General features: G+C 61.0%; 22 protein-coding genes. 14 read left to right on the top strand and 8 right to left on the bottom strand.

Going from position 1 to position 26,116, the window contains the following annotated elements; genetic code table 11:
* Positions 1 to 167: 167 nt before the first annotated feature.
* Positions 168 to 1,529: an APC family permease gene (locus tag B2A78_RS14290; RefSeq protein WP_077730679.1), complete on the top strand. Its 1,362-nt coding sequence runs from the start codon at positions 168 to 170 to the stop codon at positions 1,527 to 1,529.
* An 80-nt stretch (positions 1,530 to 1,609) separates the two neighbouring features.
* Complete coding sequence (locus tag B2A78_RS14295; RefSeq protein WP_077730680.1) at positions 1,610 to 1,951, top strand: PadR family transcriptional regulator; 342 nt, start codon at positions 1,610 to 1,612, stop codon at positions 1,949 to 1,951.
* Positions 1,952 to 2,247: 296 nt separating this feature from the next.
* Here B2A78_RS14295 and B2A78_RS14300 read toward each other — a convergent pair whose 3' ends face one another.
* From B2A78_RS14300 to B2A78_RS14320, 5 genes are all read right to left on the bottom strand, one after another.
* Complete coding sequence (locus B2A78_RS14300) at positions 2,248 to 2,508, bottom strand: sulfatase/phosphatase domain-containing protein (RefSeq protein WP_077730681.1); 261 nt, start codon at positions 2,506 to 2,508, stop codon at positions 2,248 to 2,250.
* A gap of 61 nt (positions 2,509 to 2,569) precedes the next feature.
* Positions 2,570 to 3,181 (bottom strand): DUF4136 domain-containing protein, encoded by a 612-nt coding sequence (locus B2A78_RS14305; protein ID WP_139841064.1) that lies wholly within the window; start codon positions 3,179 to 3,181, stop codon positions 2,570 to 2,572.
* A 402-nt stretch (positions 3,182 to 3,583) separates the two neighbouring features.
* The gene (locus B2A78_RS14310) at positions 3,584 to 4,579 is read right to left on the bottom strand and encodes an HAD family hydrolase (RefSeq protein WP_077730683.1); all 996 of its coding nucleotides are present in this window, start codon (positions 4,577 to 4,579) and stop codon (positions 3,584 to 3,586) included.
* Between the two features lie 98 nt (positions 4,580 to 4,677).
* On the bottom strand, positions 4,678 to 5,502 hold the full coding sequence (locus tag B2A78_RS14315; RefSeq protein WP_077730684.1) for a hypothetical protein: 825 nt from the start codon (positions 5,500 to 5,502) through the stop codon (positions 4,678 to 4,680).
* Between the two features lie 479 nt (positions 5,503 to 5,981).
* Positions 5,982 to 7,346, bottom strand: coding sequence for a lysine 2,3-aminomutase (locus B2A78_RS14320; protein WP_077730685.1), 1,365 nt, complete (start codon positions 7,344 to 7,346; stop codon positions 5,982 to 5,984).
* 497 nt (positions 7,347 to 7,843) lie between these two features.
* Between B2A78_RS14320 and B2A78_RS14325 the strand changes: the two genes are divergently transcribed.
* From B2A78_RS14325 to B2A78_RS14365, 10 genes are all read left to right on the top strand, one after another.
* Positions 7,844 to 8,419, top strand: a complete 576-nt coding sequence (locus tag B2A78_RS14325) for a MarR family transcriptional regulator (protein ID WP_077730686.1) — start codon at positions 7,844 to 7,846, stop codon at positions 8,417 to 8,419.
* A gap of 90 nt (positions 8,420 to 8,509) precedes the next feature.
* Positions 8,510 to 9,256: a hypothetical protein gene (locus B2A78_RS14330; RefSeq protein ID WP_077730687.1), complete on the top strand. Its 747-nt coding sequence runs from the start codon at positions 8,510 to 8,512 to the stop codon at positions 9,254 to 9,256.
* Between the two features lie 266 nt (positions 9,257 to 9,522).
* Complete coding sequence (locus tag B2A78_RS14335; protein ID WP_077730688.1) at positions 9,523 to 11,877, top strand: arylsulfatase; 2,355 nt, start codon at positions 9,523 to 9,525, stop codon at positions 11,875 to 11,877.
* A 27-nt stretch (positions 11,878 to 11,904) separates the two neighbouring features.
* Positions 11,905 to 12,912 carry a formylglycine-generating enzyme family protein gene (locus B2A78_RS14340; RefSeq protein WP_205780785.1) on the top strand — a complete coding sequence of 336 codons (1,008 nt, stop codon included), beginning with the start codon at positions 11,905 to 11,907 and terminating at the stop codon, positions 12,910 to 12,912.
* Positions 12,913 to 12,931: 19 nt separating this feature from the next.
* Positions 12,932 to 13,054 carry a hypothetical protein gene (locus tag B2A78_RS26895; RefSeq protein ID WP_276205397.1) on the top strand — a complete coding sequence of 41 codons (123 nt, stop codon included), beginning with the start codon at positions 12,932 to 12,934 and terminating at the stop codon, positions 13,052 to 13,054.
* A 57-nt stretch (positions 13,055 to 13,111) separates the two neighbouring features.
* Positions 13,112 to 13,345 (top strand): glycine zipper domain-containing protein, encoded by a 234-nt coding sequence (locus B2A78_RS14345; protein WP_077730689.1) that lies wholly within the window; start codon positions 13,112 to 13,114, stop codon positions 13,343 to 13,345.
* 266 nt (positions 13,346 to 13,611) lie between these two features.
* Positions 13,612 to 13,761 carry a hypothetical protein gene (locus B2A78_RS26100; protein ID WP_168175433.1) on the top strand — a complete coding sequence of 50 codons (150 nt, stop codon included), beginning with the start codon at positions 13,612 to 13,614 and terminating at the stop codon, positions 13,759 to 13,761.
* A gap of 253 nt (positions 13,762 to 14,014) precedes the next feature.
* On the top strand, positions 14,015 to 14,188 hold the full coding sequence (locus B2A78_RS14355; RefSeq protein ID WP_077730691.1) for a YqaE/Pmp3 family membrane protein: 174 nt from the start codon (positions 14,015 to 14,017) through the stop codon (positions 14,186 to 14,188).
* Between the two features lie 54 nt (positions 14,189 to 14,242).
* Positions 14,243 to 15,478: a patatin-like phospholipase family protein gene (locus B2A78_RS14360; protein ID WP_077730692.1), complete on the top strand. Its 1,236-nt coding sequence runs from the start codon at positions 14,243 to 14,245 to the stop codon at positions 15,476 to 15,478.
* Between the two features lie 180 nt (positions 15,479 to 15,658).
* The gene (locus tag B2A78_RS14365; protein WP_077730693.1) at positions 15,659 to 16,210 is read left to right on the top strand and encodes a hypothetical protein; all 552 of its coding nucleotides are present in this window, start codon (positions 15,659 to 15,661) and stop codon (positions 16,208 to 16,210) included.
* 494 nt (positions 16,211 to 16,704) lie between these two features.
* Here B2A78_RS14365 and B2A78_RS14375 read toward each other — a convergent pair whose 3' ends face one another.
* The 3 genes from B2A78_RS14375 to B2A78_RS14385 form a co-directional block, all read right to left on the bottom strand.
* Positions 16,705 to 19,170: a mechanosensitive ion channel domain-containing protein gene (locus B2A78_RS14375; protein WP_168175434.1), complete on the bottom strand. Its 2,466-nt coding sequence runs from the start codon at positions 19,168 to 19,170 to the stop codon at positions 16,705 to 16,707.
* Positions 19,171 to 19,532: 362 nt separating this feature from the next.
* A complete protein-coding gene (locus B2A78_RS14380) occupies positions 19,533 to 20,042 on the bottom strand; it encodes a MarR family transcriptional regulator (RefSeq protein ID WP_077730696.1) in 510 nt (169 codons plus the stop codon).
* A gap of 137 nt (positions 20,043 to 20,179) precedes the next feature.
* Positions 20,180 to 22,597 (bottom strand): sucrose synthase, encoded by a 2,418-nt coding sequence (locus B2A78_RS14385; RefSeq protein ID WP_077730697.1) that lies wholly within the window; start codon positions 22,595 to 22,597, stop codon positions 20,180 to 20,182.
* 221 nt (positions 22,598 to 22,818) lie between these two features.
* Between B2A78_RS14385 and B2A78_RS14390 the strand changes: the two genes are divergently transcribed.
* Both B2A78_RS14390 and B2A78_RS14395 read left to right on the top strand, forming a co-directional pair.
* Complete coding sequence (locus tag B2A78_RS14390) at positions 22,819 to 25,281, top strand: sugar phosphate nucleotidyltransferase (protein ID WP_077730698.1); 2,463 nt, start codon at positions 22,819 to 22,821, stop codon at positions 25,279 to 25,281.
* On the top strand, positions 25,278 to 26,114 hold the full coding sequence (locus B2A78_RS14395; protein ID WP_077730699.1) for an HAD-IIB family hydrolase: 837 nt from the start codon (positions 25,278 to 25,280) through the stop codon (positions 26,112 to 26,114). The genes B2A78_RS14390 and B2A78_RS14395 overlap by 4 nt, the downstream gene beginning before the upstream one ends.
* Positions 26,115 to 26,116: the final 2 nt, after the last annotated feature.

Consider the following 26,116-nt stretch of genomic DNA (forward strand, 5'->3'; position numbering starts at 1 on the left):
GATATCCGATAACGGATTTCGATAGTATGATTTCGCCTCGGACCTGAATGCAATCGGAGAACATCCCATGAAGTCGTTTGACCCGTCTCACCGTGCTGAACTCGACGCGCGATCCGTTCGATACGGAATGGTCCTGACGGTCGCCGGCGCTGGCGAGAGGTGAAACGATGAGCGAACCACGGATCCGTCAAGCAACACAGGCCCCTGGCTCGCCTCGGCTCCAACGGCGATTGGGATTGTTCGGCGCGGTCATGATGGGCCTGGGTGCCATGGTCGGCACGGGCGTTTTCGTAAGCATCGGCATTGCGGCGGGCATCGCCGGGCCATCCGCCATTCTGGCTATCGTGCTGGCGGCCCTGGTTGCCATCTGCAATGGACTCGGCAGCGCCCAACTCGCCGCCAGCCATCCCGTCAGCGGCGGCACGTACGAGTACGGCTATCGATACCTCAATCCCTGGCTGGGCTTCACCGCCGGTTGGATGTTCCTGATTGCCAAGTCCGCCTCCGCTGCCACCGCCGCCCTGGGTTTCGCCGGTTACACGCTGGGCGCCTTGGGCCTCTCGCAGGATTATCTGGTCCTTCTGGCGCTGGCGGCGGTGATAGCGCTCACGCTGGTTGCGCTGAGCGGCATCCACCGTTCAAACGTGACCAACGTCGTCATTGTCTCGGTGACCCTGCTGAGTCTGCTTTTCTTCGTCATGGCCGGCTTGTCGGTCACATCGGGCGCCAACTTCACGCCGTTTTTCGCGCCCAGAGCGGACGAGACCGGCCCTCTCGGCGCATTGTTTCACGCGGCCGCCTTGATGTTCGTGGCTTACACGGGGTATGGACGTATCGCTACCTTGGGCGAGGAAGTGCACGAACCGAAGCGCACGATTCCCACAGCGATCATCCTCACCATGATCGTGACCATGGTGCTCTATATCGCCGTGGCGGCGGTCGGCGTCGGAGCCGCTGGAGCCGAGGGGCTGAGCGGTGCGGCGACGGATGCGACGAGCACACAAGCCGCACCGCTGGCCGTGGCCGCGCGGCAGTTTCCCATCCCTTTCAGCCCGCACATTCTGGCGATCGGTGCCGTGACGGCCATGTTGGGCGTGCTGCTCAACCTGATTCTGGGACTGTCGCGCGTGCTGCTGGCGATGGGCCGCCGCCGCGATATGCCGGTCATTTTTGAACGCCTCGATGAAGCCAAGACGACGCCTTACTGGGCCGTACTGGCGGTAGGTGTGGTTATCGGCGGGCTAGTGCTGATCGGCAATGTCAATACGACGTGGTCATTTAGCGCATTCACCGTCTTGATCTACTATGCCCTGACCAATGCCGCGGCGCTGCGGCTGCCTGCCGAGCAGCGGCTTTATCCGCCCTGGGTCGCAGGACTGGGATTACTGGCGTGTCTGTTCCTGGCGTTCTGGGTGGAGCGGCAGATTTGGCTGACCGGTTTAGGACTTATTGCCGCCGGTCTCCTCTGGCACGCGGTCGCGAAGCGGCGGCATGACGCTTCCAGCGCATCAAGCCGATCATCCGGCTAGGCACCGCACCCGACTCACTCCAGACGCCGCTACGCTCCACCTTCCGGCAGCCGGCGGGCCGGGTCGATGATCGAAAACGAATGAGCAAATTGTATTACGACATATTCCTCGCCTTCGTCCGAGTCCACCTGCTTCACCACGCCGCCGAGGAGCCCTTCTACGGCGCAGCGATGTTGGAGGAACTTCAGCGCCACGGCTATCGCCTGAGCCCCGGCACGCTCTATCCCATTCTTCATGGCCTGGAGAAGGCGGGCTATCTCAGCGTCGAGCGAACCGTGGTGGGCGGCAAGGCACGCAAGTACTACCGGATCACCGACCAGGGCCGGACCGCCTTGAAAGAGGTCAAACCCAAGCTGCGGGAACTGGTGGAAGAAGTGCTGGGTGATCTCGGACCGGCCGGAAGGCCCGATCCGTCCGAGTAACATCGGGTGAACAGCGGCAGCCACCGAACCAGCCGCACCGGTCTACGGAACAGATACCCAGCGCCTCTGGGATTTGCGGAAAAGGCCAAGGCCGAAGACGATGAGAAGGATGCTGACCTTAACCGCGAGCAACAGCAGCGCGGCCACGCCCATGAGCGTCTCTCTCGCGATCTTCGGCCGTGTCCGCGGGCCGTTTCACGAGCCGCGGACGCTTAGCGCCCGGCGCCGCTGGCGACTTCGCTCATTTTCGCCAGGGCCTGATCGATAGTGAAGCTGGCCGCCTTCTGGCCGGTCAGCTAGGGCAGCAGGTTGTAGCCGTCGATATGGACCCTGAAGGTCTTGCCCGCCGCCTGGTGGCCTTTCTTGCACTTTTCCACGACATCCGGCTCGCCAGCCGCCGCGAGAAACGTCGGCAGCCAGTCGTGGTGCTGGACGATTTCGTTGGAGACCATGCCCGCCGGGATTTTGCCGGGCCAGCGCAGCAGCAGCGGGATGCGGAAGGCGCCCTCCCGGTTGGAGTTCTTCTCGTTACGGAACTCGTCGTCGCAGGTTTCCATACGCTTCCTGGCCAAGGGGGGCCGGTGTCCTCGATTCGAGAGGGAGCCGCTTCGGCGTCGGTCACAACACCTTGTCCTCCTTCATCTTGGCGATCAGCGCTTCAGCCAGCTCCCGGGTCACTTTGGTGACATCCTTCGGGTCGATCGACTCGCTGATTCCCGACCACACCGCTTGCTCGCGCTTGATGTCCCACAGCGTCGACTCGATGGTCATAACGTCATACGCGTGGATTTCGGGCGCGGCCGCCCAGGTTGCCCCGTACCAGCCGTAAAATCCTGGACCGGGTCCGACGTAACCGGGGCTGACGTCCACCTTGCGTTGCACCCGGAGGACCCGTGTGACCAACACCGAATCGGCGCCGGTTTTTGCAACCGCCTGCTTGATTCTCTCTTTCGGCAGGGGGCCTTCTTCCGGCAGCAGCGAATAACTCGCCGAGGCTTCGGTTCCGGATGTGCGCAACGCCTGTACGAAACCGTCCTCGAACAGACGTCGGTTCGCATCGCTGCGGCTGACGCCGATGACCAGGACCTTGCGAAACGGCACATCGCTGAACTGCGGGTCCTTCCAGGAATCCTTGAGGTGCGTCGTCGCGCAGGCGGCCACCAGCGCCGCTACAAGCCACAACAGACTCAAACCCAGTCTTGAATTCGGACGATTTGTTGCCGGTCTCATTCCAGCTTCGACCATCCCTGTACTCCTTAATTCTTTGTCTTGCATTCCGCTTGAAAGTTATAGCCAAACCCGACATCAGCCTCTAACGGACCTCGGTCCTGTAATAGCAGACCGCACCCGCTTGGATACACCCGCACACGAGTTATTGATCTCAGTCCAGGCCTTGAACGCGTGCGCATCGAACGCTTATTCAAAATTGCTTTCAATCTTTCAATGGGGAATCAACTTTGTAGGGTGGGTTAGGCCGCGAGGCCGTAACCCACCGGGCGGCCTCTAATCGGTGGGTTACGCGGAGCCTGTCCTGAGCGGAGACTAGGGGCTAACCCGCCATCGATGGGTTTCGCTTCGCTCTACCCATCCTACGATGAATATTCACTCGAATGCCGAATGGAATTACTCGGCTCACTCGGAAAATGGAAACACCCGCTTCCAGTCCCGCTTCATGTCCACCACCATCCAGCCGCGAGTCTTCGCCTCGTCTAGCGCTTGGTCAAGCCGGCCGACGGACGACTCGCGGTCGTAGGCCCACTCGCGCTCGGCGTCGGTATGGTGGACCAGCGCCATGAGCCGCGCCCCTTCGCCACCCGCCGTCCATTGAAGCATCTGAAGGTCACCGTCCGAATTGCCGAAGGCGGCGATGGGCCGTCGCCCGATGAACTTGTGGATGCCCACCGGCTTGCCAGCCCGGTCGTCGACGAAATCCACCTCCGGCAGCCTTACCAGCACCGGCTTGCCGTCGCGCAGTTCGAACTTCGTCTCGATGCTGCTCCCCACCACCTGTTCGGGCGGAATGTCGTAGGCTTTTTCGACCCAAGGCCGCATGAAATCTATCCCGCCGCCCGAGACGATGTAGGTCTTGAAACCGTTGGCGCGGAGGTGGGCCAGCAGTTCCCGCATGGGCTGGTAGACCAGTTCGGTGTAAGGCCGCCCGAACTTGGGGTGCCGGGCCTCTGCCAGCCAGTCCTCGACGATGGCCGCGAACTCGGTCGTGGTCATGCCGGCATGGGTGGCCATGACCACTTCGACCAGCCCCTTGTCGCCGCGGGCCGCGAGTGCCGCCAGATCGTTTTCCAGCGCGGCCTTGAACGGCTGCCGCTCCTTCCATTCGGGATGCTGCGGGGCCAGCACCTTCACCCGGTCCAGCGCGAACAGTCCCTGGAAATACAGCGGCTGCTCGGCCCACAGGGTGCCGTCGTTGTCGAACACGGCGATGCGCTCGGTAGGTGGAACGTAATCGGCGCTCTTCCTGTCGGCCACCTTCTTTACGAACGCCAGGATGGCTTGCTTCGTTTGGCCGTTGTTCCAGGACGGCAGCGGGTCGGCGGCTTTCCGCACGGCAAGGGCGGCTCCATTCGTCAACAGGATCAGACCCAGGAAAAGAACGAACGGCCGAAACATGAGCCGGAAGGAACGATGAGCATGGGCGGCTTCTCCAATCAGTCTTCAGTCCATCCGTGTCGGACATGGGTGCATGCCCAAACTACCCGTCTCGATGTCTACCAATAGCCCGTCAGCCCGAGGAACGGACCGCTCAGGGTCACATCGGTTTCGATGATGCGCTTGCTCACGTCCAGGCGCAAGGCCTTGTAGCCTGCCTCGATCGAGGCCGGCATGCCGAACAGGGTGGTGCGGTAGCCGACCAGCCCCAGCACGGACCCGGCGAAGTCGATGCTGTCCACGCCGAAGCCGCCGCCGTTGCCGTCCACCAGGACGAACCATTTCGGGCTGAGTTGCACCGTGAACCGCGCGCCTATGACCGGACTGGTGAAGCTCTTGCCGGTCGAGGCGCTGCCGATGCCCCTGAACTCGACCTGATTGTCCAGCCAGAGGGTGCGTCCGCCGGCATAGAGCTCGAGCATGTTGGAGCGCGGTTTCTCGTCCCAGTGGGCGATGCGTTCCGAGGCGGCCGGGCCGAACACGCGGTACATGGCACCATACTCCATAACGCCCAACTGGCTCGACAAGCCTTTGCTGATGCCCCGAGCGAACCGGGGCTCGAAATCCAGATCCACGTAATTGCCGTCCAGATAGAACCCCAGCCGCTCGTAATGCGCTTCGAGCCGTCCCATGAAGGCCAGCGGGAAGTTCCTGAGCTCCTCGGCGATGTCGATGAAGGTGGAGTCGACCGACTTGTTGAACGGCCCCGCGGAAAACTTGCCGTCCACGCCGGGCAGCCATGCGTAGAGCGTGAGGTTGAAGGCCCAGGGATTTTGGCTAGCGTCGCTTTCCGCCGCCGCGCTGTGGAAGCTTGGGACCGCTGCCAAGGCCGCCACAAGGGGCAAGGGTTTGTAAGACGAAAAAAAGCCGGGGTTGACGGTCATGCAGGATCTCCTTATCCAGTTCTGTTGCGTGGCTCAACGGTTATTAACCAGGCCCGTAAATACACTCCTGGTATTTCGGGCCGCCGCCCAGGCCCGGTACACGCCCGGCCTGGGCTCACGCGGCTTGTCGCCGCGCCGGATTAACCCGGCCTATATTTATAGGCCGGGTTAATAAATCAGCTCCCTTATTCCCAATCGCTTTCGGTCAGGCATTCATTTTCGTTGGATTGGCTAGGCACACATCAGCACTGACCGACCGCCAATCACTGCGCTTCGCGTCCGCCGTAACCCACCGAGCGATCTTCAATCGGTGGGTTACGCGGAGCCGAAGGGCCTGTCCTGAGCCTGTCGAAGGGCTAACCCACCATCTATATCCAAGGCGAATAATCCGCTCCCGACCGCCCGGACCGTTGCCGCGAACGAGACCCTGAAACAGGCCTGCTGCAGTCCGGGCCCCTGTCGATTTCAGTTCTCTAAACCTACGATGAAGCGAACTGGCATTCACGATAGATCCGTTCCAGTTCGTCCTGGAAGAAAAACTGCGGTTGACCGAACGCGGGTTTGAGTTCGTCCAGCCATGTCGCCTTGTCGTCGTACTCGGCGAAGAACGGACGATGAATCCAATCGGGATTCCGGCCTTGAAGAAACCGCATCGTGATGATCTTTTCGCCTGCCGCCTCGGTGACACCGAGCACCTGGACTTTGCCGGGACAGGCAGACATGCTGGGACCCCGCACCGTACGGCCGAGGCCGCTCACCCGCTGGTAAGCTTCCCGGAAAATCTCCCAGGCACGCACCAGGGGCACGGCGAAATAATGCTGAGCGCCGGTATCGCGCGCCAAGAACATGTAATACGGAACGCAGCCCAGGTCGACCTGGGCATTCCACATCCGCGCCCATAGCGCCGGGTCGTCGTTGATGTGGCGGAGCACCGGCGATTGGGTGCGGATCACCGCGCCGGTCGAGCGTAGCCGCTGAATCGCCTGCCGGACCGGCTGGGGTTCCAGCTCCCGTGGATGATTGAAATGGGCCATGATTGCCAGATGCTTGCCGCTGGCGGCCACTTTCCGAAGCAGTGCGACCATGTGGTCGGAATCGGCGTCGGTGAGGAAGCGGTAAGGCCAATAGGAGAGCGCCTTGGTGCCGATCCGGATATGGCGCAGATTGGGAAGTTCCGCCGCGATCAGCGGCTCCAGGTAATCGGCCAGCCGCCGCGCCGACATGAGCAGCGGATCGCCGCCGGTGAAGAGCACATCGGTCACTTCCGGGTGCGCCTTAAGATAGGCGACCAGATGTTCCGCTTCGCGGCTCGCGAACTTCAAGCCGGACAGTCCCACGAACTGCGGCCAGCGAAAGCAGAACGTGCAGTAGGCGTGGCAGGTCTGGCCCGGGCTCGGAAAAAACAGCACGGTCTCCCGGTATTTGTGCTGCATGCCGTGCAAAGGTTCGCCGTTCAAATGAGGGACGTTGAGATCCAACTGGCCCGCCGGATGGGGATTGAGCTCCAAGCGGATACGGTCCGCCGCCTCGCGGATCAGGGCCGGACTCGCGCCGGCTTTCACGAGTTCCGCCATTTCCTCGTAATGGTGCGGCAACAGCATGTCGCGCTGCGGAAAAGTCAATATGAACATCGGATCGTCGGGAATATTGTCCCAGTCGATCAGTTCGTCAACCACGAAATTGTTGGTCTTGAAGGGCAGCACTCGCCCCACGACTTCGATTTCGAACAATTGCTCCTCACTGAGCCGTGCCATTTGCGGGATTTCGCGAAAATTGCCGAGGCTATACGCCGTGTAGCGCGTCGAATCGAATCCCGTAAAGATTTTCTTGGGAGAGATACTCATAAGATATTTCCGCCGAGAATTAGGTATAGTTGTTAAGGAGCAGGTACTGAGACGTGCACTGGACTCGAGCGTTTCCATCTCGCTGAGGACTGAGGCTTCAAAGCCGCCAACGGAAGATTTCGACCGGGTAACGCGGCATTCGGGCTACCCGATAAGGTGTCCCCCCTTATTCCGACCATCCCCCGCTTAACGAAGACGACTCTCTTGGTAAGAACGTGAGAAACCCGATGTCCCGACGTCCTGTGCGTCAGAGGGCAATAAACTGTCACATCACGTCGGCACATGGTCGGAGCTTCTCACGGGGGGTAAGTATATTTGCACAAAAATGATTTGTGCAAATATACGTCGGGATGCCCGTCGAATTCGGGGAGTCCCGGACCGCCGTCCGTACTCCGACCATTCTTTCCCGCAAGCCCGCAAAGAGAACCGGCGCTTCCAAGCGAAGCGTGCAGCGGCAATAGGCCGTAGCACGCCAAATAGATTTTGATGACGGACACATGAAAACGATTGAATACAGACCGCAAGAAGATTCGCCGGAAATTGCCGAACCGACGGCACGGCCCCACGAAGCGCTCAAACGCTTTCGCCTGATTTTCCGTGCCGTGCAACAGCATTCGCAGTGGGTGGAATCGTGCTGCGGAGTCAGCTACGCCCAGCTTTGGGCGATGTCGGAGTTGTCGAATAACGCCGGAATGAAAGTGTCGGAACTGGCGCGAGCCATGTCGGTTCATCAATCCACCGTAAGCAATTTGCTGGTCAAGCTGGAAAAGAAAGGGCTGATCCGGCGGGAACGAACCAATCCCGATCAACGGGTGGTACGCCTTTATTTGACGGAAGCAGGGCAAGCCCTCGTGGAGCAAACTCCCGAACCCCGGCAGGGTCTGTTGCTACAGGCACTGACCGAATTGCCGGATCCGGTTTTGATCTCTCTGACCCGAAACCTGGATCTTTTGGTGGAGGCCATGCAGATCAGCGACGAACAAGCCGCCATGCAGCCTTTGGGCGTAAGCGGTCACGAATCGGAGACGAGAACGACGATGCGCCGGCGCAAGCCTCGAAAGACGGCGGACTAGCGATGCGCCTTGGCCGATCCGTGCTCGAACTTTCCCGCCGGGATCGAGACTAATTTTCGTAAGTCCCGAAAAAATAAAGAGGTCTTGGACATGGAACTTCCGAGCCGGCATCCGGTGCTCGTCACCGCGATAGCGACGTTCATGATCTCGGTCCCGCTGATGTCGTGCCGGGACGCGGCAGTGGTCAAACCCATCCCTGACTATGCGCAACTCGGCCCGGTCGAGAAAGAAGTGGCGTCCGACATCTCCCCGGTCCGGATCGTCGCCCGGCCGGAATCGTGGCCGGGAGCCAAAGCCATCGAGTTCAAGACCACACCCGTACACTTGAAAATCGACAACCGCGGTGAAAGCGCGCTACTGATCCGCTACAGCGACTTCAAGGTGCGTGCGGCGCCCACCGGGAACGAGTTCTCCGCCTTGCCGGTCTTTCCGGTCGAAGCGAAAGACAGGGGGCCGGTTGTTCCCGGCACGCTGCCGATGCTGACTCCCGTGGCCTACCCGCCGATCGTGGATCCGGAATTCGGTTTTCGGGATTTCCATGTGGCGCCTTACCTAAAACCGCTCTATCCCACCGTTCCGGCTCATGAAGGTCCTTTTCCTCACGATGAATCCTATAACCCGCGCCACTCGAATTACTGGCAAGGGTCCGACTTGCCCAGTCTCGAAATGATGCGGCGAGCCCTGCCCGAAGGGGTGCTGAATCCCGGCGGGTGGGTGGCCGGTTGGCTGTATTTCCAAAAATTCGAACCCTTGCCAGCCGGGACGCTGATAGTCAGCCTAACCGATACATCCGGACGAGCTCTGACGCCGGCTCGGGTTCCTATCCAGGCGCACTGAGCCCGTGCCATCCGCGTCGAAGATGACTACGTGCTCGTACAGATGTCATTTACAGTCGACGTTAACAAAAATAAACATTTGATCGCAGCACTTCCGGCTCAAGGAGCGAAACCATGGATAACAGTGACCGGTGCCGATCAATTTCGTCATCTTCTTAGGGCCGTCCGCATTTCACACCTCGGGGCGGAAAGCTACCGCGTGATGGATTAACGCTGTCCCCAAAATCGACCAAACCGCCCGCAAGGCATTGCAAGTGGAGGTACGACATGTCTTTGAAGGAATACAAATCCGGAACCGCTTTTCCCGGCGTCGTCGGTCGCACGCCCGAGACCTCCTCACCCGCATGGCCGGAGCCGCTGCGGGCGAAACCGGGAGCGCCGAACGTGCTGTTCATCGTGCTGGACGACACCGGTTACGGCCAGCTCGGATGTTACGGTTCGCCCATCCGGACGCCGAACCTCGACAGGCTGGCGGCGAACGGCCTTCGCTACAGCAATATGCACACGACGGCGCTGTGCTCGCCTACCCGGTCCTGTCTTCTGACCGGGCGCAACCACCATTCCAACGGGATGGCCTGCATCACCGAGGGCTCCATGGGCTATCCGGGCGCGAACGGCATCATTCCCTTCGAAAACGGCTTCCTGTCGGAGATTCTCCAGCGCCAGGGCTACAACACCTTCGCGGTGGGCAAATGGCATCTCACCCCGGCGGAGCAGATCAGCGCCGCCGGCCCTTACGACCGCTGGCCGCTGGGACGGGGCTTCGAGCGGTATTACGGCTTCCTGGGCGGCGATACCCACCAGTATTACCCGGACCTGGTCCACGACAATCACGCGGTCGAACCGCCCAAAACGCCGGAAGAAGGCTACCACCTCACCGAAGACCTGGCGGATCAGGCCATCCGTTTCATCGGCGATGCCAAGCAGGCGGCCCCCGACAAGCCGTTTTTCCTGTATTTCGCCAGCGGCGCCATGCACGCTCCGCACCACGTGCCGAAAGAATGGGCCGACCGCTACCGGGGGCAGTTCGACGACGGCTGGGAAGCTTACCGGCACAAGGTCCATCAAAAACAGCTCGACATGGGCCTTATTCCGCCGGGCACCGAACTATCCCGCCACGACCCCGACGTGGCCCGCTGGGACAGCCTTACGCCGGACGAGAAAAAGCTGTACGCCCGCATGATGGAAGTCTTCGCCGGGTTCCTGGAGCATACCGACCATCACATCGGCCGACTGCTGGATTTCATCGAAAGCCTGGGCGAACTGGACGATACTCTAATCATGGTGATCTCGGACAACGGCGCCAGCGCCGAAGGCGGCCCCACCGGTTCGGTCAACGAAAACAAGTTCTTCAACAATGTGCCGGAGTCCTTGGAAGCCAATCTCAAGGCGCTGGACGATCTGGGCGGCCCGAAGTATTTCAATCATTACCCCTGGGGCTGGACCTGGGCGGGCGACACCCCGTTCAAGCGCTGGAAGCGGGAAACCTACCGCGGAGGCGTCAGCGATCCTTTCATCGTGCATTGGCCAAAGGGTATCCAGGCAAAAGGGGAAATCCGCCCGCAATACGCTCACGCCATCGATTTGCTGCCGACGGTACTGGACGCCTTGCAAATCGAGCCGCCGGCGGAAATCCGCGGCGTCGCCCAATCGCCCATCGAGGGCGTGAGCTTTGCTCATACCTTTAACGAGGGGAAGGCGGAAAACCGCCACGTCACCCAATATTTCGAGATGTTCGGCCACCGATCGATCTACCACGACGGCTGGCGCGCCGTATGCCCCGTTCCGGGGCCCTCCTTTGCCGAGTCCGGAATGTCCTTCGGACAGATGGAGATTACCGAGGAAAAACTGCGCGAACTGGATGCCCACGGCTGGGAGCTGTATCACGTGGCGGAAGATTTCTCCGAAACCCGCAATCTGGCCGATCAGCACCGGGACAAACTGATCGAAATGATCGCCATGTGGTATGTCGAAGCGGGCAAATACAAGGTCCTGCCCCTCGACAGCCGCGGCACCCAGCGATTCGCCGAGGAACGTCCCCAGCTTACCCGGGGCAGGCAGCGGTACATCTATTATCCCGATACCTCGCCCGTACCCGATAACGTGGCGGTGAAGGTCCTCAACCGGCCGCACAGCATTAGCGCAGAGGTAGAAATCCACGATGGCGCCGAGGGTGTGCTGCTGGCCCACGGCGGCAGTACCGGCGGGTACTCGTTCTTCGTCAAGGACAAAAAGCTGTGCTACGTGCACAACTACGTCGGCACCGAGGAGTTCGCGGTCGAATCCGACGCGGAGGTACCGCAGGGAAAGGCGGAGCTGCGCTTCGAGTTCGAACCCACCGGCCGGCCCGACCTCGCCCAAGGCAAAGGCGCGCCGGGCCGCGGCCAGCTCTACATCGACGGCAAACTCGTCGGACAGGCCGAACTTCCCGTCACCGTACCGCTTCTCATCAGCCTGGGCGAAGGGCTGACCTGCGGCCACGACGCGGCGTCTCCGGTGACCTCCCGATACGAAGTGCCGTTCGCCTTCAGCGGCAAGCTGAACCGGGTAACGGTGGACGTGTCGGGCGAACTGATCGAGGACAAGGAGGCGGAATTGCGGGCGATCATCACCCGGCAGTGAAAGGCATACGGTACAAGGATTTCAACCATGATCCACACCGAAGCCAAGACGGCGATCCGCTTCGCCTCCCCTGCCCCCGAGCCGCCCTTCCCCGATATGGTCTGGATCCCCGGCGGCGCGTTTCTGATGGGATCGGACCGGCATTATCCCGAGGAAGCCCCGGCGCACCGGGTAGCGGTGGACGGTTTCTGGATAGACCGCTTTCCGGTGACCAACGAGCGGTTCGCCCGCTTCGTGGCCGCCACCGAGCATGTCACCTTCGCCGAAATCCCGCCGAATCCGGCCGATTACCCCGGCGCCTTGCCGCACATGATCTACGCCGGTTCGCTGGTGTTCGTGAAGCCGCCGGGGCCGGTGAATCTCCGCGACATCGGAAATTGGTGGTCCTACATGAAAGGCGCCGACTGGCGGCATCCGCGAGGCCTCGAGAGTTCCCTCCAAGGGCTGGAGCGGCATCCGGTAGTCCACGTCACTTTTGCCGACGCCGAGGCCTTTGCCCGCTGGGAAGGCAAGGCGCTCCCGACTGAAGCCGAGTGGGAACGGGCCGCCCGCGGCGGGTTGGACGGCGTGGCCTATGCCTGGGGCGAGGAACTGGCGCCGGAGGGCAGGATGCTGGCCAATTACTGGCAGGGGCGGTTTCCCTGGGAAAACCTCGTCGTCGACGGCTACGAGGGCACCTCCCCGGTGGGAGCCTTTCCGCCCAACGGATACGGCCTGTACGACATGATCGGCAACGTCTGGGAATGGACCGCCGACTGGTACGAACCCGGCCACCCGTCCGCGCGGCAAGCGGCCTGCTGCGTTCCCAGGAATCCGCGCGGCGGGCGGGAGGAAGCTAGCTTCGATCCCTGTGAGCCCGTGATCCGGATTCCGCGCAAGGTGCTCAAGGGCGGTTCCCATCTCTGCGCGGAGAATTACTGCCGCCGCTACCGCCCGGCGGCCCGCTTCCCGGAACCGGTCGATACCTCCACCTGCCATGTGGGCTTCCGCTGCATCGTGCGGGCGACAGGCAGAACCGGCCAAACCGAGCCGTAAGTGAAGCCTGGAGTTCGGCGTGATCGCCGGAGTCGGCGAGCGTCCGGGCTGTATGCCGGGGTTTCTGGTCGCCTTGACGCCGGCTCTGGTCGGGGTGTTCATCCTGCTGGGTCTGCTGGCGAGAATGGGGGCGGCGGCATGATGCGCCCAACCACGGATTTCCGAAGTTTCTGCTTTTCAACCCATGGAGCCTAATGTCATGCAAATCTCAACCTTTTTTCCCAAAGCCATCCTCCTGTCGGCGGCGCTGTTTTCCGGCGCCGGCGCGGCGATCGGTGCCATCGCCGGCAACGCCGGCCTGGGCGCCGCCATCGGCGCGGGCACCGGACTGGTGGGCAGTTATCTCTACGACAAGCACAAACAGTCCGAACAACGGGCTTACGAGCAGGGTTATCAGCAGGGACGCCAGCCACAACCGCAAACCAATCCGTAACCGCCGGGCCACTCGGGACGCATGCCGGGAGGGATGGAAAACACCGCGCCGCCGACGACTCGAATATCGATGTGGACAGGATCGAACGAATGATCGTCGACCTTTGACGAGGAACGTCCATCGGCATTAGCCATACCCTTCGAATCGGGCAAGATCAAGGAAAGCGAGTCCGGCGCGAAACCCGTCGTGCTCCGACGGATACGTTAATGCCCGTATTTCCGCTCCTTCATTCGACAACCAATAATGGCCGCAAGCGCAAAGCCCCCATGTCCGCAAGACAATGCCTTCTTGGCAAGGATCGGATTCGGCCGTATATGCCCTGGCGGATCAACATCCGTTTCGATGCCGATATCGTGCAGCGTTTCGACCTTGTCATCCTTCGCGCCGTTTCGTCGGCTATCGGCGCCGCAGGATAACGGGGCTAGTTTCACTCGCTTCGTCGGAAAGCGATGCAGCGATAGCGAAAATTCGAGCCCTTGCCAGCCGGGAAGCTAGTAGTCAGGCCTACCCGATACATCCGGGAAAGCCTTGGAGCCGGCTCGGGTTCCGATTCAGGCACGCTGGAACGCAATTTTTTCGGCGCCGCTTCGGTCAAAACGAAAGAGTCCCTTCGCATTGCCTTGACCGGATTGCATTCAATCCGCCAGAACTTCAACGCGAGGTCTTATCATGACGGTCACCTTCACGGATGTTTTCAAGGTTATCTTCGCCATTCTTCTCCCGCCGCTGGGCGTCTTCATGGAAGTCGGGCTTGCAGGCGCCTTCTGGCTGAATATTCTGCTGACGATGCTGGGCTTCATCCCAGGCGTCATTCACGCTCTTTACATCATCCTCACTCGTTGACCGGAAACGGCCGCCGACCGGCGAGTTATCCGCCAAAACGCCGGCATTGGCAGGATGGCTAGCCTGATCGTCGGTCGCGTCGTGCTCGCGATCATGAGTGTCCGAAACCTTTTCAAGTGCCTGCTGTTCGTCCTGCTGATCCTGGCTGCGGGCTGCGGTCCCGCCTTGCGTCCGTCGCTTTCGCAGCAGGAACTGCTCAGCGCCCGAGAGGCCAGCGACCGTCTGGTCAACGCGGAAATCAAGGGATTCACGCCGCGGCTCGTCACGCGGGCCAAGCAGGAGTACGACGACTATGTCCTGGGTGTCAGATCCGAACCGCCTGTAATCGACGCTCTCGTGATCTCCGGAGGCGGAGACTGGGGAGCCTTCGGCGCGGGCTTTCTCAAGGGCTGGGGACGGGTTCCGAAGGGGCCCATGGCACGTCCCGAATTCGACGTCGTGACCGGCGTCAGCACCGGCGCCTTGATCGCGCCGTTCGCTTTTCTCGGAACCGAGCGGACCATCGATCAGGTCCTGAATATGTACCGCGAACCGCGTCCGGACATCGTGAAACTTCGAGGGCTTCTGTTCTTCCTGCCGCGCTACGCGTCGTTCACCCGCATTCCGGGGCTGGAGCGGGATATCGCGGAAGCGATCGATTCGGAGTTTCTGAACCGCATCGTCCGGGAAGGCAGGCGCAACCGTATGCTGCTGGTCAATACCACCAATCTCGATGATGGGGACATGCGCGCCTGGGACGTGGTCGAGGAAGCGAGAAGTGCTCTCCGGACCGGTGACGTGGATCGGGTGCACCGCATCCTCCTCGCGTCGGCCGCGGTGCCCGGCGTCTTCCCGCCGCGCGAGATCGACGGCCGGCTGTATGTCGATGGAGGCGTGACCGGAAATATCCTGTATGGCGCGAGAACGCACGACGAAGACAGCTTTTCGGCGGTCTGGAAGAAGACTTACCCGGACCTGCCGATCCCCAAGCAGCGTTACTGGGTCATCCTCAACAACCAGTTCCGTTTTCTGCCGCAAATCACCCGGCAGACCTGGGCCGCCATCATGCGCCGCAGCACCAACCTGGCGACCCAGTCGGCTACCGTCAACGCGCTACGCCATCTTTACGCATTGGCCGAGATTTCGAAATTGAAGAGAGGCGCCGATGTCGAGATCCGGGTCATCTCGGTTCCCGCCGATTGGACGCCGCCGAAACCGGGCGTGTTCGTAAAGGAAACGATGAACGCCCTGGCGGACCTCGGGGAACGCATGGGTGCGAATCCTTCGAGTTGGCGCACCGAGCCGCCTTGAGCGGAATGCTCGGAAGCCGCGACGGCATCGGAATTCAAGTCGAACGGACGGCACCGGGGCGCTCCGGTCGCGGTCGGATCGATTGATTTTGGAGCGGCTGTCGGATTGGTTTTCGGCCCGCTCCCGCACTAAGGCCATCCTTACGTACGAATGGAAACTGCTCTAGGAAAGGAGAACGACATGGGCGTACGAATCAGTGCTTTTGGCTTGCGCGCGATTCTGCCGATGCTTGCCGTAATGGCCGCCTCATGCGCGAGCCAGCCCGGCGGGCGGGAAACCGCGACCGAAGGAGACGCCTGTTCCCGCCTGAAAGCGGTCATCGCCGCTGCCGACAATCGCTTCGAAAACATCAAGGGCGCGAAGAGCATACACCGCCTCGGCGACCGCTGGGATGCGGAAAGCATTTTTCCCGATACGGCCTGCGAGGTGTGGAAATGGAGCGGCAACGAACATTATTACTGCCTGTGGAACAAAACCGACGAAGCCGCTGCCCGGCAGAGTTTCGAAGAAGGCAAGAAGGCCGTCGGGGCTTGCCTGGGCGATGCATGGACGCTGACCGAAGAGCAGGCCAGGACCGGGAGAGTCGCGGTGTTTTCCAGAGAAGACGAGGATACCCGCGTATCGCTCCGGTATCTGGCCGATACGCGGCGATACCGCCCGACCTGGCACACCAGCCTGATTATCGGAAACGCCCTGCACGATCCGAGCCTGCTCTATCATCCCGCTCGATAGAGCGTTTTCATTTCGCTCGTACGACAAAACAGGCGTGGCGGAAGTCGCTGGCGCCTTCGGCTACGGTAAATTGATTCAAGCATTCGTAGGTCGGCAATCCTTTGCCGACGAACCCCTTGGCCCGACCGCACCGTCGGGAAGGGGGGCTTCGGCGCTCCCGAAGACGCCGTTTGCGATTGGGAGGGATTCCCGACCTACAGGGTACTACGGTCGTAGGTCGGCAATCCTTTGCCGACGAAGATACCTGCTACCGAGCACAGGCTTAAGAGATACGAACGAGTCCATAGCCGCGAAAAGCTGGCAGCCTCGGCTTTGGACGGCGATCCGGCGGCTTCGGCATCGGGTACTGCTGGCCGGCAGCGCCGAATCGCCCAGCCGTTATTAATCAGGCCCGTAAATACCCTCCTGGTATTTCGGGCCGCCGCCCAGGCCCGGTACACGCCCGGCCTGGGCTCACGCGGCTTGTCGCCGCGCCGGGGCATCCCTGCCCCGGATTAACCCGCGCGCAGCTGTGCGGTCGTTTTCCCTTCGCCGGACTTGAGGGCCGACAGCGCCGCTTCGCCGGTTTGGGGTACGCCTTGCAGGTACAAGGCACGGGTGGGAAACGCGAACTGCAATCCCTCGTTCTGAAACGATTCGAAAATCATCAGATTGATGCCCTGCTGCACGTTCATGTAATCGTTGTAATCGGCGCTCAGAACGTAGTAAACGACTTCGAACAGCAGGGAGAATTCGCCGTAAGCCTTGAAATGGGCGCGGTCGAAACGGACGTTGGCCTGGGCCTCGACGGCATTCCGCAATAGGCTTGGGACCTTGACCAGCTTTTCGTATGGCGTGTGGTAAACGAGCCCGATTTGAAACGCCACGCGCCGCTCCCGCATGCGTTTGAAATTGCGAATCCGGGTATTCAGCAGATCGCTGTTCGCGCAGATGATCTGCTCGCCGTCGAGACTGCGGATGCGGGTGGTCTTGATACCGATGTGCTCGACCGTTCCCATGAGCTGATCGAAAATGATGAAATCGCCGGCCACGAAGGGCTTGTCGAAAGCGATGGACAGCGAGGACAACAGATCGCCCAGTATCCGTTGCAGCGCCAGCGCGACCGCGACGCCGCCGATTCCGAGACCGGCCGCCAGCGCCGTGATATCCACGCCGAAATTTTGCAGCGCGAGCAGCAGCGCCAGCGACCAGACCGCCAGTTGACTGAGCGAATTGAAAATCGACAGCGCTCCCAGGCTGGTTTGGTCACGCTTGGTTTTTTTGCCCAAATAGTCGAAGACCCAAACTCTGAGGAAGTAGCTCACCCAGGTGGAAACCTGGAAGAGCAGCGTGACGATGGTCAGTTTGCGTATGATGCCGCTGAGCGCCGGATCCAGGCGCAGCAGCAGCGTCGACGCAAACACCGAGACCATGAGCAAAAAGACCGTGCGGGTTTGCCGGACGCCGGCAAAGAACTCGCCGATCAGAACGTTTTGCCGACGCTCGAGATAACGCTGCAAAGCTGAGATGAGAAAATTCCGAACGAACACCAGCAGGCTGAACAGCCCGGACACTGCTACCAGCGCCAAACCCCAGTCGCGCACGCGGTTGCCGTTCAATTCCGTATCCAGGACCAACTCCGCCAGCTCGCGCCAGCTTCGGTGCTCGGTACGGTCGTTGACCGACTCGACGACTTTTTGGAGCAGGCCGCGGGTCTTTTCGAGATAAGCATCCTGATCGCGCAAGTGGTCGATCAGCGATTCCGCCGATTGGTGCTGCTGTTCCAGCCAGCGCGCGGAACTTCCGCCGTCGCGCTCCGAATTGGAAAGCTTGTTTTCGATCGAGATCAGTTGCTTTTTCCAGTCCTGGAGCAAAAGAATCACGGCGCGTTCGGTCTGATCGAGCGCGGCCAAGGCGTCGACCGCTTCCTCCTTCCATTTCACCCATTCCACGGGCTTGCCGAAACCGTTGATGACGGCGTGACGCCGCCGCCAGGCCGTATTCCACGTTCCGATCAGCTCCACACGCTTGTTTAAACCGGAAATCTTCGTTTCCAAGGATTCCTTGGCCAAACGCCGCGCTTCGACCTCTTCCGACAGCTCCCCGAGTTTGTCCAGGGGCGCGTTCGCCATACGCTGCCTCGCATCGTGCAGACGACTTTCGTTGGCGATCTGCTGGCCATCCATTCTTCTCAATTCGCGCTTCAGTTCGAGTTCTTCCTTCTCGATTTGCTGCAGCCGCTCCTCGAGCTCCTTGTCGGTGAATTGTACGCGGCCGGCCAATAGGCTCAGGCGCCGTTCGAGCAGCTTCACGGATGCTTCGGCAACGGTCAGCTTTCGTTTTTCCCGTTCCAGGTTCAATTCCCCGAGCCGCAGCGTTTCCTCGGCCTGCTTAAGTTCCCACCGGGCCGATTGAAAACGCAGGGAATCGGGCTCCCCGTCTGACGAAGCGGCCTTCTCGCCCTCGTCGGCGGCCAGTTGCTTTTGCTTCCCGGCCACAGCCGCCCGCGCCTGCTCGACCTGAGCGTTAGCCTGATCGACGGCGGCTCTCAGCGCGGACAGCCGCGCCGTTTGTGCGCTCAACTCGGACGACGCGTTATCCAGTTCGCTCACCGACACCGGATCATCGCTGGTCTCGAGCGTTTTCGCAGCTTCCAGGTATTTCCGCTCCTCGACCGCCAGCGTCTCGATTTCCTGCTGCGCCGCGAGCTGCCGCTCGAAGACGGAATCGAGCTGTTTCAGGGTTTCCAGCTGCTGGTTCAGTACGGCAGCCCTGTCCGATCCGGATGCGGATCCCGCATCCATGGCTTTTCGGACCGACTCCATGGCGGACGCCACCTCTTGTCGGCCGGCCTTGATGCGATCGACCGGATTCAAGGCTTCTTCTGCCGAAAGAGCCGGTTTCGCCGCCTCGGCCTCGCCCGGCGCCGGCTGAGCCGTCTCCTGAGCCAGCGCAGATTGGGCCAGCCAAAAAACGAGCATCCCCAGCGACAAATCGATTACGGATCGATATAGGGTTCTTTTTGAAGGACCCATTAAGTACCCCCCCATTTTGATAGCGTTTATTGGTTCGAATTAATGCGTTTGGCGTGACGGCGTGATGCCGGACGCTACATGTTGCAAAGCGTTTTGGGTTGCAGTACCTCTACGATCTTGAACAGGGGCCGATCAATAATGTTCGGGAGCGGAATTTATTAATCAGGCCCGTAAATGCCCTCCTGGTATTTCGGGCCGCCGCCCAGGCCGGTACACGCCCGGCCTGGGCTCACGCGGCTTGTCGCCGCGCCGGGGCATCCCTGCCCCGGATTAACCCGCGGCCAGAGGCCGCCCCGCCAGCCGGCTCGTCAGCATCCCGCATCCTCGGCATCGTCGGTGAGGAACCGCAAACCCGCTTCGATGCATTCGGCATCGTGAACCGGCTTGGGCTTGACGCGCGACATATCCATCATGCCGGCGACCCGTTGCAGGCTGGAAAGGATGAGAGTCTGCTCCCAGTCGTTCAATTGCCGGAAAGCGGCCACGAAGTCGACATGCAGCAGCGAGGGCGCGTGGCGGAGAGCCTCCCGGCCCGCATCGGTGAGGGTGATGGTCAGGCGCCGCTTGTCTTCGGCGCTGCGCTCGCGCCGGATCAGGGCCTTGAGTTCGAGGTGGTCGAGCACCGTGGTGATCGTCCCTTGACTCAGATTGACCGCCTGGCTGAGTTGATTGGCCGTCAAAGGCCCTTGTTTCGTCAAGGCGCGCAAAACCATCAACTGAGAGCCGGTCAGTCCCACCTTTTGCAACTGCTTGGATTGCAGATCGAGCGCACGGACGATGCGCCGGAGCTCTATCAATACTTGTTCGTTAATTTCCATACGCTAAAACATTTTCCGGTTTGGCGTAGCGCCCGAGGTAGGTCGGCAATCCCTTGCCGACACAACGGACTTGTCGGCAAGGGATTGCCGACCTACAAATTGTTCTTTAATTCCCATAGGCTAAAACGTGCTCGAAATCAGGCCATGGCTTGGGCCAGACGGCGGAATTGCAGGCTGTATAAAGCCTGAAGATAACGCTGGGTCTCCCGGCGCTCCAAATCGGTCACGTGGCGCCAGAACCCGTAGACTCTGGACAAGGTCATCATCCGCTCGGCATAGTGCTGCCAGGTATAGCGTTGGGCAACCCGCGCGAGCGCTCCCTCCGAGATTCGCGCCCAGTATTCCGGCTCGTTGCGCGCTCTGGCAAAGAAACGCGCGATGCGTTCCGCCGCCGCATCGCCATGATTCGGATCGACGTGAAAGCCGGATAGTCCGTCCTCGATGATCTCCGAAGGCCCGCCGAAGCAGGTGGCGAAACAGGGAAGGCCCGAAGCCATCGCCTCGATCACCGTAAGTCCGAAGGCCTCGAACAAGGCCGGCTGGACGAAAGCCCCGCGGCTGTCCGCCACGTAGCGATAAAGCTCGCCGGCCAAATTCTTGGGCAGTCTGAGGCCCAGCCAGCGCACCTGCCGGTCCAGCCCGTATCGGTCGAACAAGGCGTGCATGCGCCGGATCTGTCCGATTTCCTCGGTGTCGGAAGAACGTTCCGGATCCACGTAACCGGAAATCACCAGCAGATTGGCCTCCCCGCGCAGCTTCTCGGAAGCGCCGAACCATTCCACCAGTCCGGCGATGTTCTTGATGTGGTCCAGCCGCGCCATGGTGAACAGCAGCGGCTTGTCCCGCTCATGCAGGACCCCGCGTGCGTCGGCCTTCTCCGCCTCGCCGTAGATCAGCTCCTCTATTTCTGCATGCAGATGGGGCAGGCGTCGGTCGGCGGCGGTGTGGGGGAAATAAGCCGCCGCATCGGCGCCCGGCGAAACGATGTTGAACTTCGGATCATAGACGTCTATCCCGTTCACGACCCGAAACAACTTGGGCATGGTAAACGCCGCGTGACTCTCGTACTGCCCCACGCTGTCGCGGGTACCCGCTATTTCCTGATAGCTGCTGGCGATGATGAAGTCGGCCGCGTTCATCGCGATCAGGTCGGCGGTGAACTGGCAGGAAAAATGGTATTGGGATTCGTTGTCCTGCCAGAACAGATCGGAATGGCAATACTTGGTCTTTTCCAAGGCATGGGCGATGTTGCACTGGGTCACGCCCAGGCGTTGCGACAGAAGGGTCGCAACCAGATTGCCGTCCGAGTAGTTGCCGACGATCAAGTCGGGACGCCCGCCCAGTTCGGCGAGCAACTCGCGCTCCGCGTCCAGGGTATAGCGCTCCAGATAAGGCCAGACCTCGAACCGGGAAATCCAGTGCGTCACGATCTCGCCGGACACGTTGCGGAAAGGTACCCTGAGTATCCGGGCGTTGCACGTCCCGGAAATGGGCTCGAGACGCTGGTCGCAGCTGGTCCCCTCCGCCTGCGGTATCAACCGCGTCACCACCACGATTTGCGGCTCGATGTCGAGCCCCTGCTCGAACAGGCGGGAACGCATTTCGGTCTCCAGGGCGCGCACCTGATCGAGGATGTAGACCACCTGCCCGCCGGTGTCGGGACGGCCGAGCACATTGGCCTGACCGAAATAGCCGTGCGGCGAAATGATCGCCAGCGAGAAGACCATGGGCAAACGCGCGAGAAAAGTTTCCAATCCTCTCGGATCGGGCGCCTCGAGGAGATCCTGAAGCAGGCTCATGGTGTCGCGGATGCGAGAGACCTCGCGCCCCCAGCCGGTCTCGAACCCTAGGGCGCGCAAGGCCGCCGCCACTTCCTCCCAGGTCGCCGAAGGCTCGTGGCCGGCGAGCATGTCGTCGGCCTGGCGCAAGGCCCTGCGCAAGTCGCGAACGCTCCTGATCTGCTCGTTGAGCATCAGGGTCTGGCCACGGAACGAGTGAATGCTCAGAAAATTCAAGATGCGTTCGCCGCCCTCGCCCAATTCGTCGAACAGTTGCCGGGACAGATGTTTGTTCAAGAACTCCACGCCGCGGCCTATCGATCTCGCCTCCTGGAGCTTTGGAAACTCGCGGGAGAACGGCCCGAAATCGATTTCCAGCAGCCATTCGTCTATATCGTGCTGCCTCGTCGCCAAGCCTTCCTTGAAACGCAGAAAGTCCCGCACCGTCACCTCCTCGACCGTCAGCCCTTCGAGCGCGATGCGCACATAGCGCCAGGTGGCGATGCGAAGCCGGATGGCAAGATAGACCCAGGCGTCGTTAAGGGCGGCCTCCTGAGTAAAGCGTATGGTTTTCGCCAAGGGCGTTTGCTTTAGCCCCTCGGGCGCATCTTCCGCGGTGCAAACGTCGGCGAAAGCGTCGCAGAGATCGGAACGCTGCAAAAAACCGCGCTCCAGTTTTCGAATTTGATGGAGCACCCGATGGCCCACGGTGGGGCTGGCGTCCAGAAACGCGCGCAATTGCACGATCAAATCGTCGCCCCGCGTTTTTTCAGTCATAAGCGTTTCCACTGATCCGGTCTCTTTTATTTTGATGTCAAATAATTATTCAGCTTGCACTTCCTGTCAATTCTGGAGCCTCGTCCGCACCCACCATATCATTAACATATGGTTATCTTGTCATCCGCAATCAACGAGGTTGACAAATCCCAACAAACATTTTGAAATCAAATTATGAGCCATCATCAGAAATCGATCCAACTCGGTGCGGGAGATCATTCATGAAAGCAGTCATTCTTGCCGGGGGTCAGGGAGTACGGCTAAGACCCATTACCGAGAACATACCGAAACCGATGGTCACCGTGCTGGGCAAGCCGATCATGGAGCACATCGCGCGGCATCTCTGCTCGTACGGTTTCACCGATTTGCTGGCAACACTGCATTACCGGCCCCGCGCCATCCGCGACCATTTCGGAGACGGCGGCGATTTCGGCGTGAACCTGCACTACACCCTGGAACACAAGCCGCTGGGAACGGCCGGCTCGGTCAAGCTCGGCGCGGATTTCCTCGACGAGACGTTTCTCGTCATCGCCGGCGATGCGCTGACGGATTTCGATCTCGAAGCCTTTTGGGCCTTTCACAAGGCCAAGGGCGCAAAAGTCAGCCTGTGCCTGAAACGGGTGTCGGACCCCGGCGAGTTCGGCGTCGTCGTAACCGGCGAGGACGACCGCGTGGTCCGTTTCCTGGAAAAACCAGGCCTCAGCGAATTGTGCAGCGACACCGTCAACACCGGCATTTACCTCATAGAACCGGAAATCCTGGAGGCGATACCCGAGGACATTCCATACGATTTCGCCAGCGACCTTTTTCCGAAACTCCTGGAACAGGAGATTCCGTTGTTCGCCTATGTCGCGGAAGGTTACTGGAGCGATATCGGCACCCTGGATCAGCTCAAGCAGTCGCACTGGGACCTGCTCGACGGAAAGGTCCGTCTGCCGCTCGGCGGAAATCTCATCGGAGAACGGATATGGCTTGGCGACGGCGCGCGGATCGCCAAGGACGCGGAGCTCGGCTCGCCCTGCTGGATAGGCGACAACGTACGGATCCGATCCGGCGTCAAGATCGGCGCGTATTCCGTCATCGCGCCGGACGTCGAAATCGACGCGAGGGCGACCGTCAACCGCAGCATCGTCATGAAAAACTCGTTCGTCGGCGAGTCGAGCGACCTGCGCAACTGCATCGTCGGCGGCAGCACCGTCATCGAGGCCCGCTGCGAGATCGGCGACGACGCGATCATCGGCTCCCGCTGCCATCTCGGACGCCAGGTCGTGGTCATACCCGGCGTTTCGATCTGGCCCGACAAGGAAATCAACAGCAACACGACGATACGCGAAAACCTGGTCTGGGAATCGCTGCTGCGTCCTTCGATTTTCGGATCGCGCGGCGTCAGCGGCCTGGCCAATCTCCACATCACGCCGGAATATGCGGCGGCGCTGGGCAAGGCCTTCGGCAGCTGGATTCAGCGCGGCGCCCGAGTGGCGGTCGCCCGCGATGCGCACCCATTCTCCCGGCTGATCAAGCGGGCGTTCATCTCCGGTCTTCTGGCGGTGGGCGTCAATATCGACGACCTGGAAGAGGCCAGCCTGCCGGAGACGCGCTTCATCACCTGCTTCGGCCGCCATTTGAGCGGCGGCGTCCATATCCGCATTTCGGACGAGCACCCCAGCGTGGCCGTCATCGAGCTTTTCGACACCGACGGTTTGCCTTTGCTGCGCAGCGCGCGCCGCAAGATCGAAGCGATGTTCTACCGGGCCGAGTTTCCCAAGGTGTCCATCGAGAACGTCGGTAACCTGACTTATCCCGGCCGCGTCGACGAACGATATGCCGAACACCTTCGCCAGCATCTCAGCCGATCCGCCACCCAACCCTGGGTCGATCGCGTACTCCATTACTGCCGGGAAGGCAATCTGGCGCGGATACTCGGCGACCTGCTCGGCAGCAACGGCTTGCATCATCTCGAGAGCGAATGTAGAGAAAATTCGGATGTCTCCGCCATACCCTACGAACCGATCGCGGAGATCGCCAGGCTCAACCGGAAGATCGCCCTGATCATCGAGCGAAGCGGCGAACAACTGACCTTGGTCGACGAATTGGGAACGATACACCGGGCGGAACGGACGCAGGAGCTCCTGACCGCAGCCTTCATCATCGGCGCTCCGCCCGAGGAGCCGGTCTTCCTGCCGCCCGATCATCCGAAATTTCTGGCCGAGCTGGCGGACGCCAGAGTGCGGCGACTGATCATTACGCACAAGGAGCCGGCGGCCCAACTGAATGCCGTCAAGAAAGCCATGCAATCCGAAGGCGTTTGGCTGCATTTCGTCCACTTCTATCTCGGCTATGGCGCGGTTGCGGCGTCTCTTCGGCTGCTCGAATTCCTCGGCAGGGAACACCTGACCCTGCACGATTTCGAGCGCCAGATCCCGATCAGCCATTGCCGGCGCCTGATTCTACACTGTCCCTGGGATCACATCGGGCGCGTGATGCGCGAACTGAGTCAACGACCGGAAGCGCGCATGAATGCCGCCCCCGAAGGCGTGCGGCTCGATCTGGACGGCGATTGGGTTTACGTATTGCCGAGCGCGGACGCCCCGCAATTGGAAATCAGCATGGAAGCGTCCAACACCGCGCGGCTCGTGCAACTGGAACAAGAGGTCAGCCAGCGCGTACGGAGTCTGATTCCATGAGCGCGGGCGTTCCGTTCTTATTCGCGTCCGACCTGGACGGCACGCTGCTGCCCAATACCGGCAAACTTCCGGACTCCGGCTGCCTGGAGCGGACCCAGGCGCTTCTTCGGACTCTGATCGAAGCCGACTGCCCTGTCTGCGTCGTCAGCGGACGCTATCTGGCTCTGGCCAAGCAAGGGCAGGCCGTGTTCCGGCTGCCGCAGCCGACCTGGTGGATCTGCAACGTCGGCACCGAGGTTTACGATCAGACGGGCGCGCAGGATCGCGAATGGCAAAGCCGGCTCGGACCGCCGCTAGACCGCGAAGCCTTGCGCCGGTCGCTTTACAGGATCTCGCGCCTGGCGCCTCAGGAGCCGCAAAAGCAAGGACCGCACAAGTTCAGCTTCTATTACCCGGAGCCCGTCAGCCGGGAGCTGCTGGCGGAAATCATGTATCGGGTCCGGGCGGTGAGAAACGATTTGCAGATGATTTCCAGCATCGAGGAATCCTCCGGACGGGCTTTGCTCGACATCATTCCCGCCAATGCCGGGAAATCCCACGCCTTGTGGCACGTCGCCGAGCGCTATGGCTTGGCCGGCGACCGCATCTTCTTCGCGGGCGATTCCGGGAACGATCTCGACGCGCTGCTCTCGGGCGTGTGCGGCGTTCTGGTCGGCAATACTCCGGCAGACGTCCGGGCTCAGGCTTCCGAGCAGCAAAAGCGTAACGATAGCGCCCGATTGTTTATCGCCGACGCGTTCTACGGCGACGGCATCATCCAAGGACTTCGCCACTACGGATTATGGCCGCTCGCTGCGAGCGGCTCGAAGGCCAAACGAGACACCCAGCGGTAGCA

The organism is Methylocaldum sp. 14B, from assembly GCF_002005105.1.
GTDB lineage: Bacteria > Pseudomonadota > Gammaproteobacteria > Methylococcales > Methylococcaceae > Methylocaldum.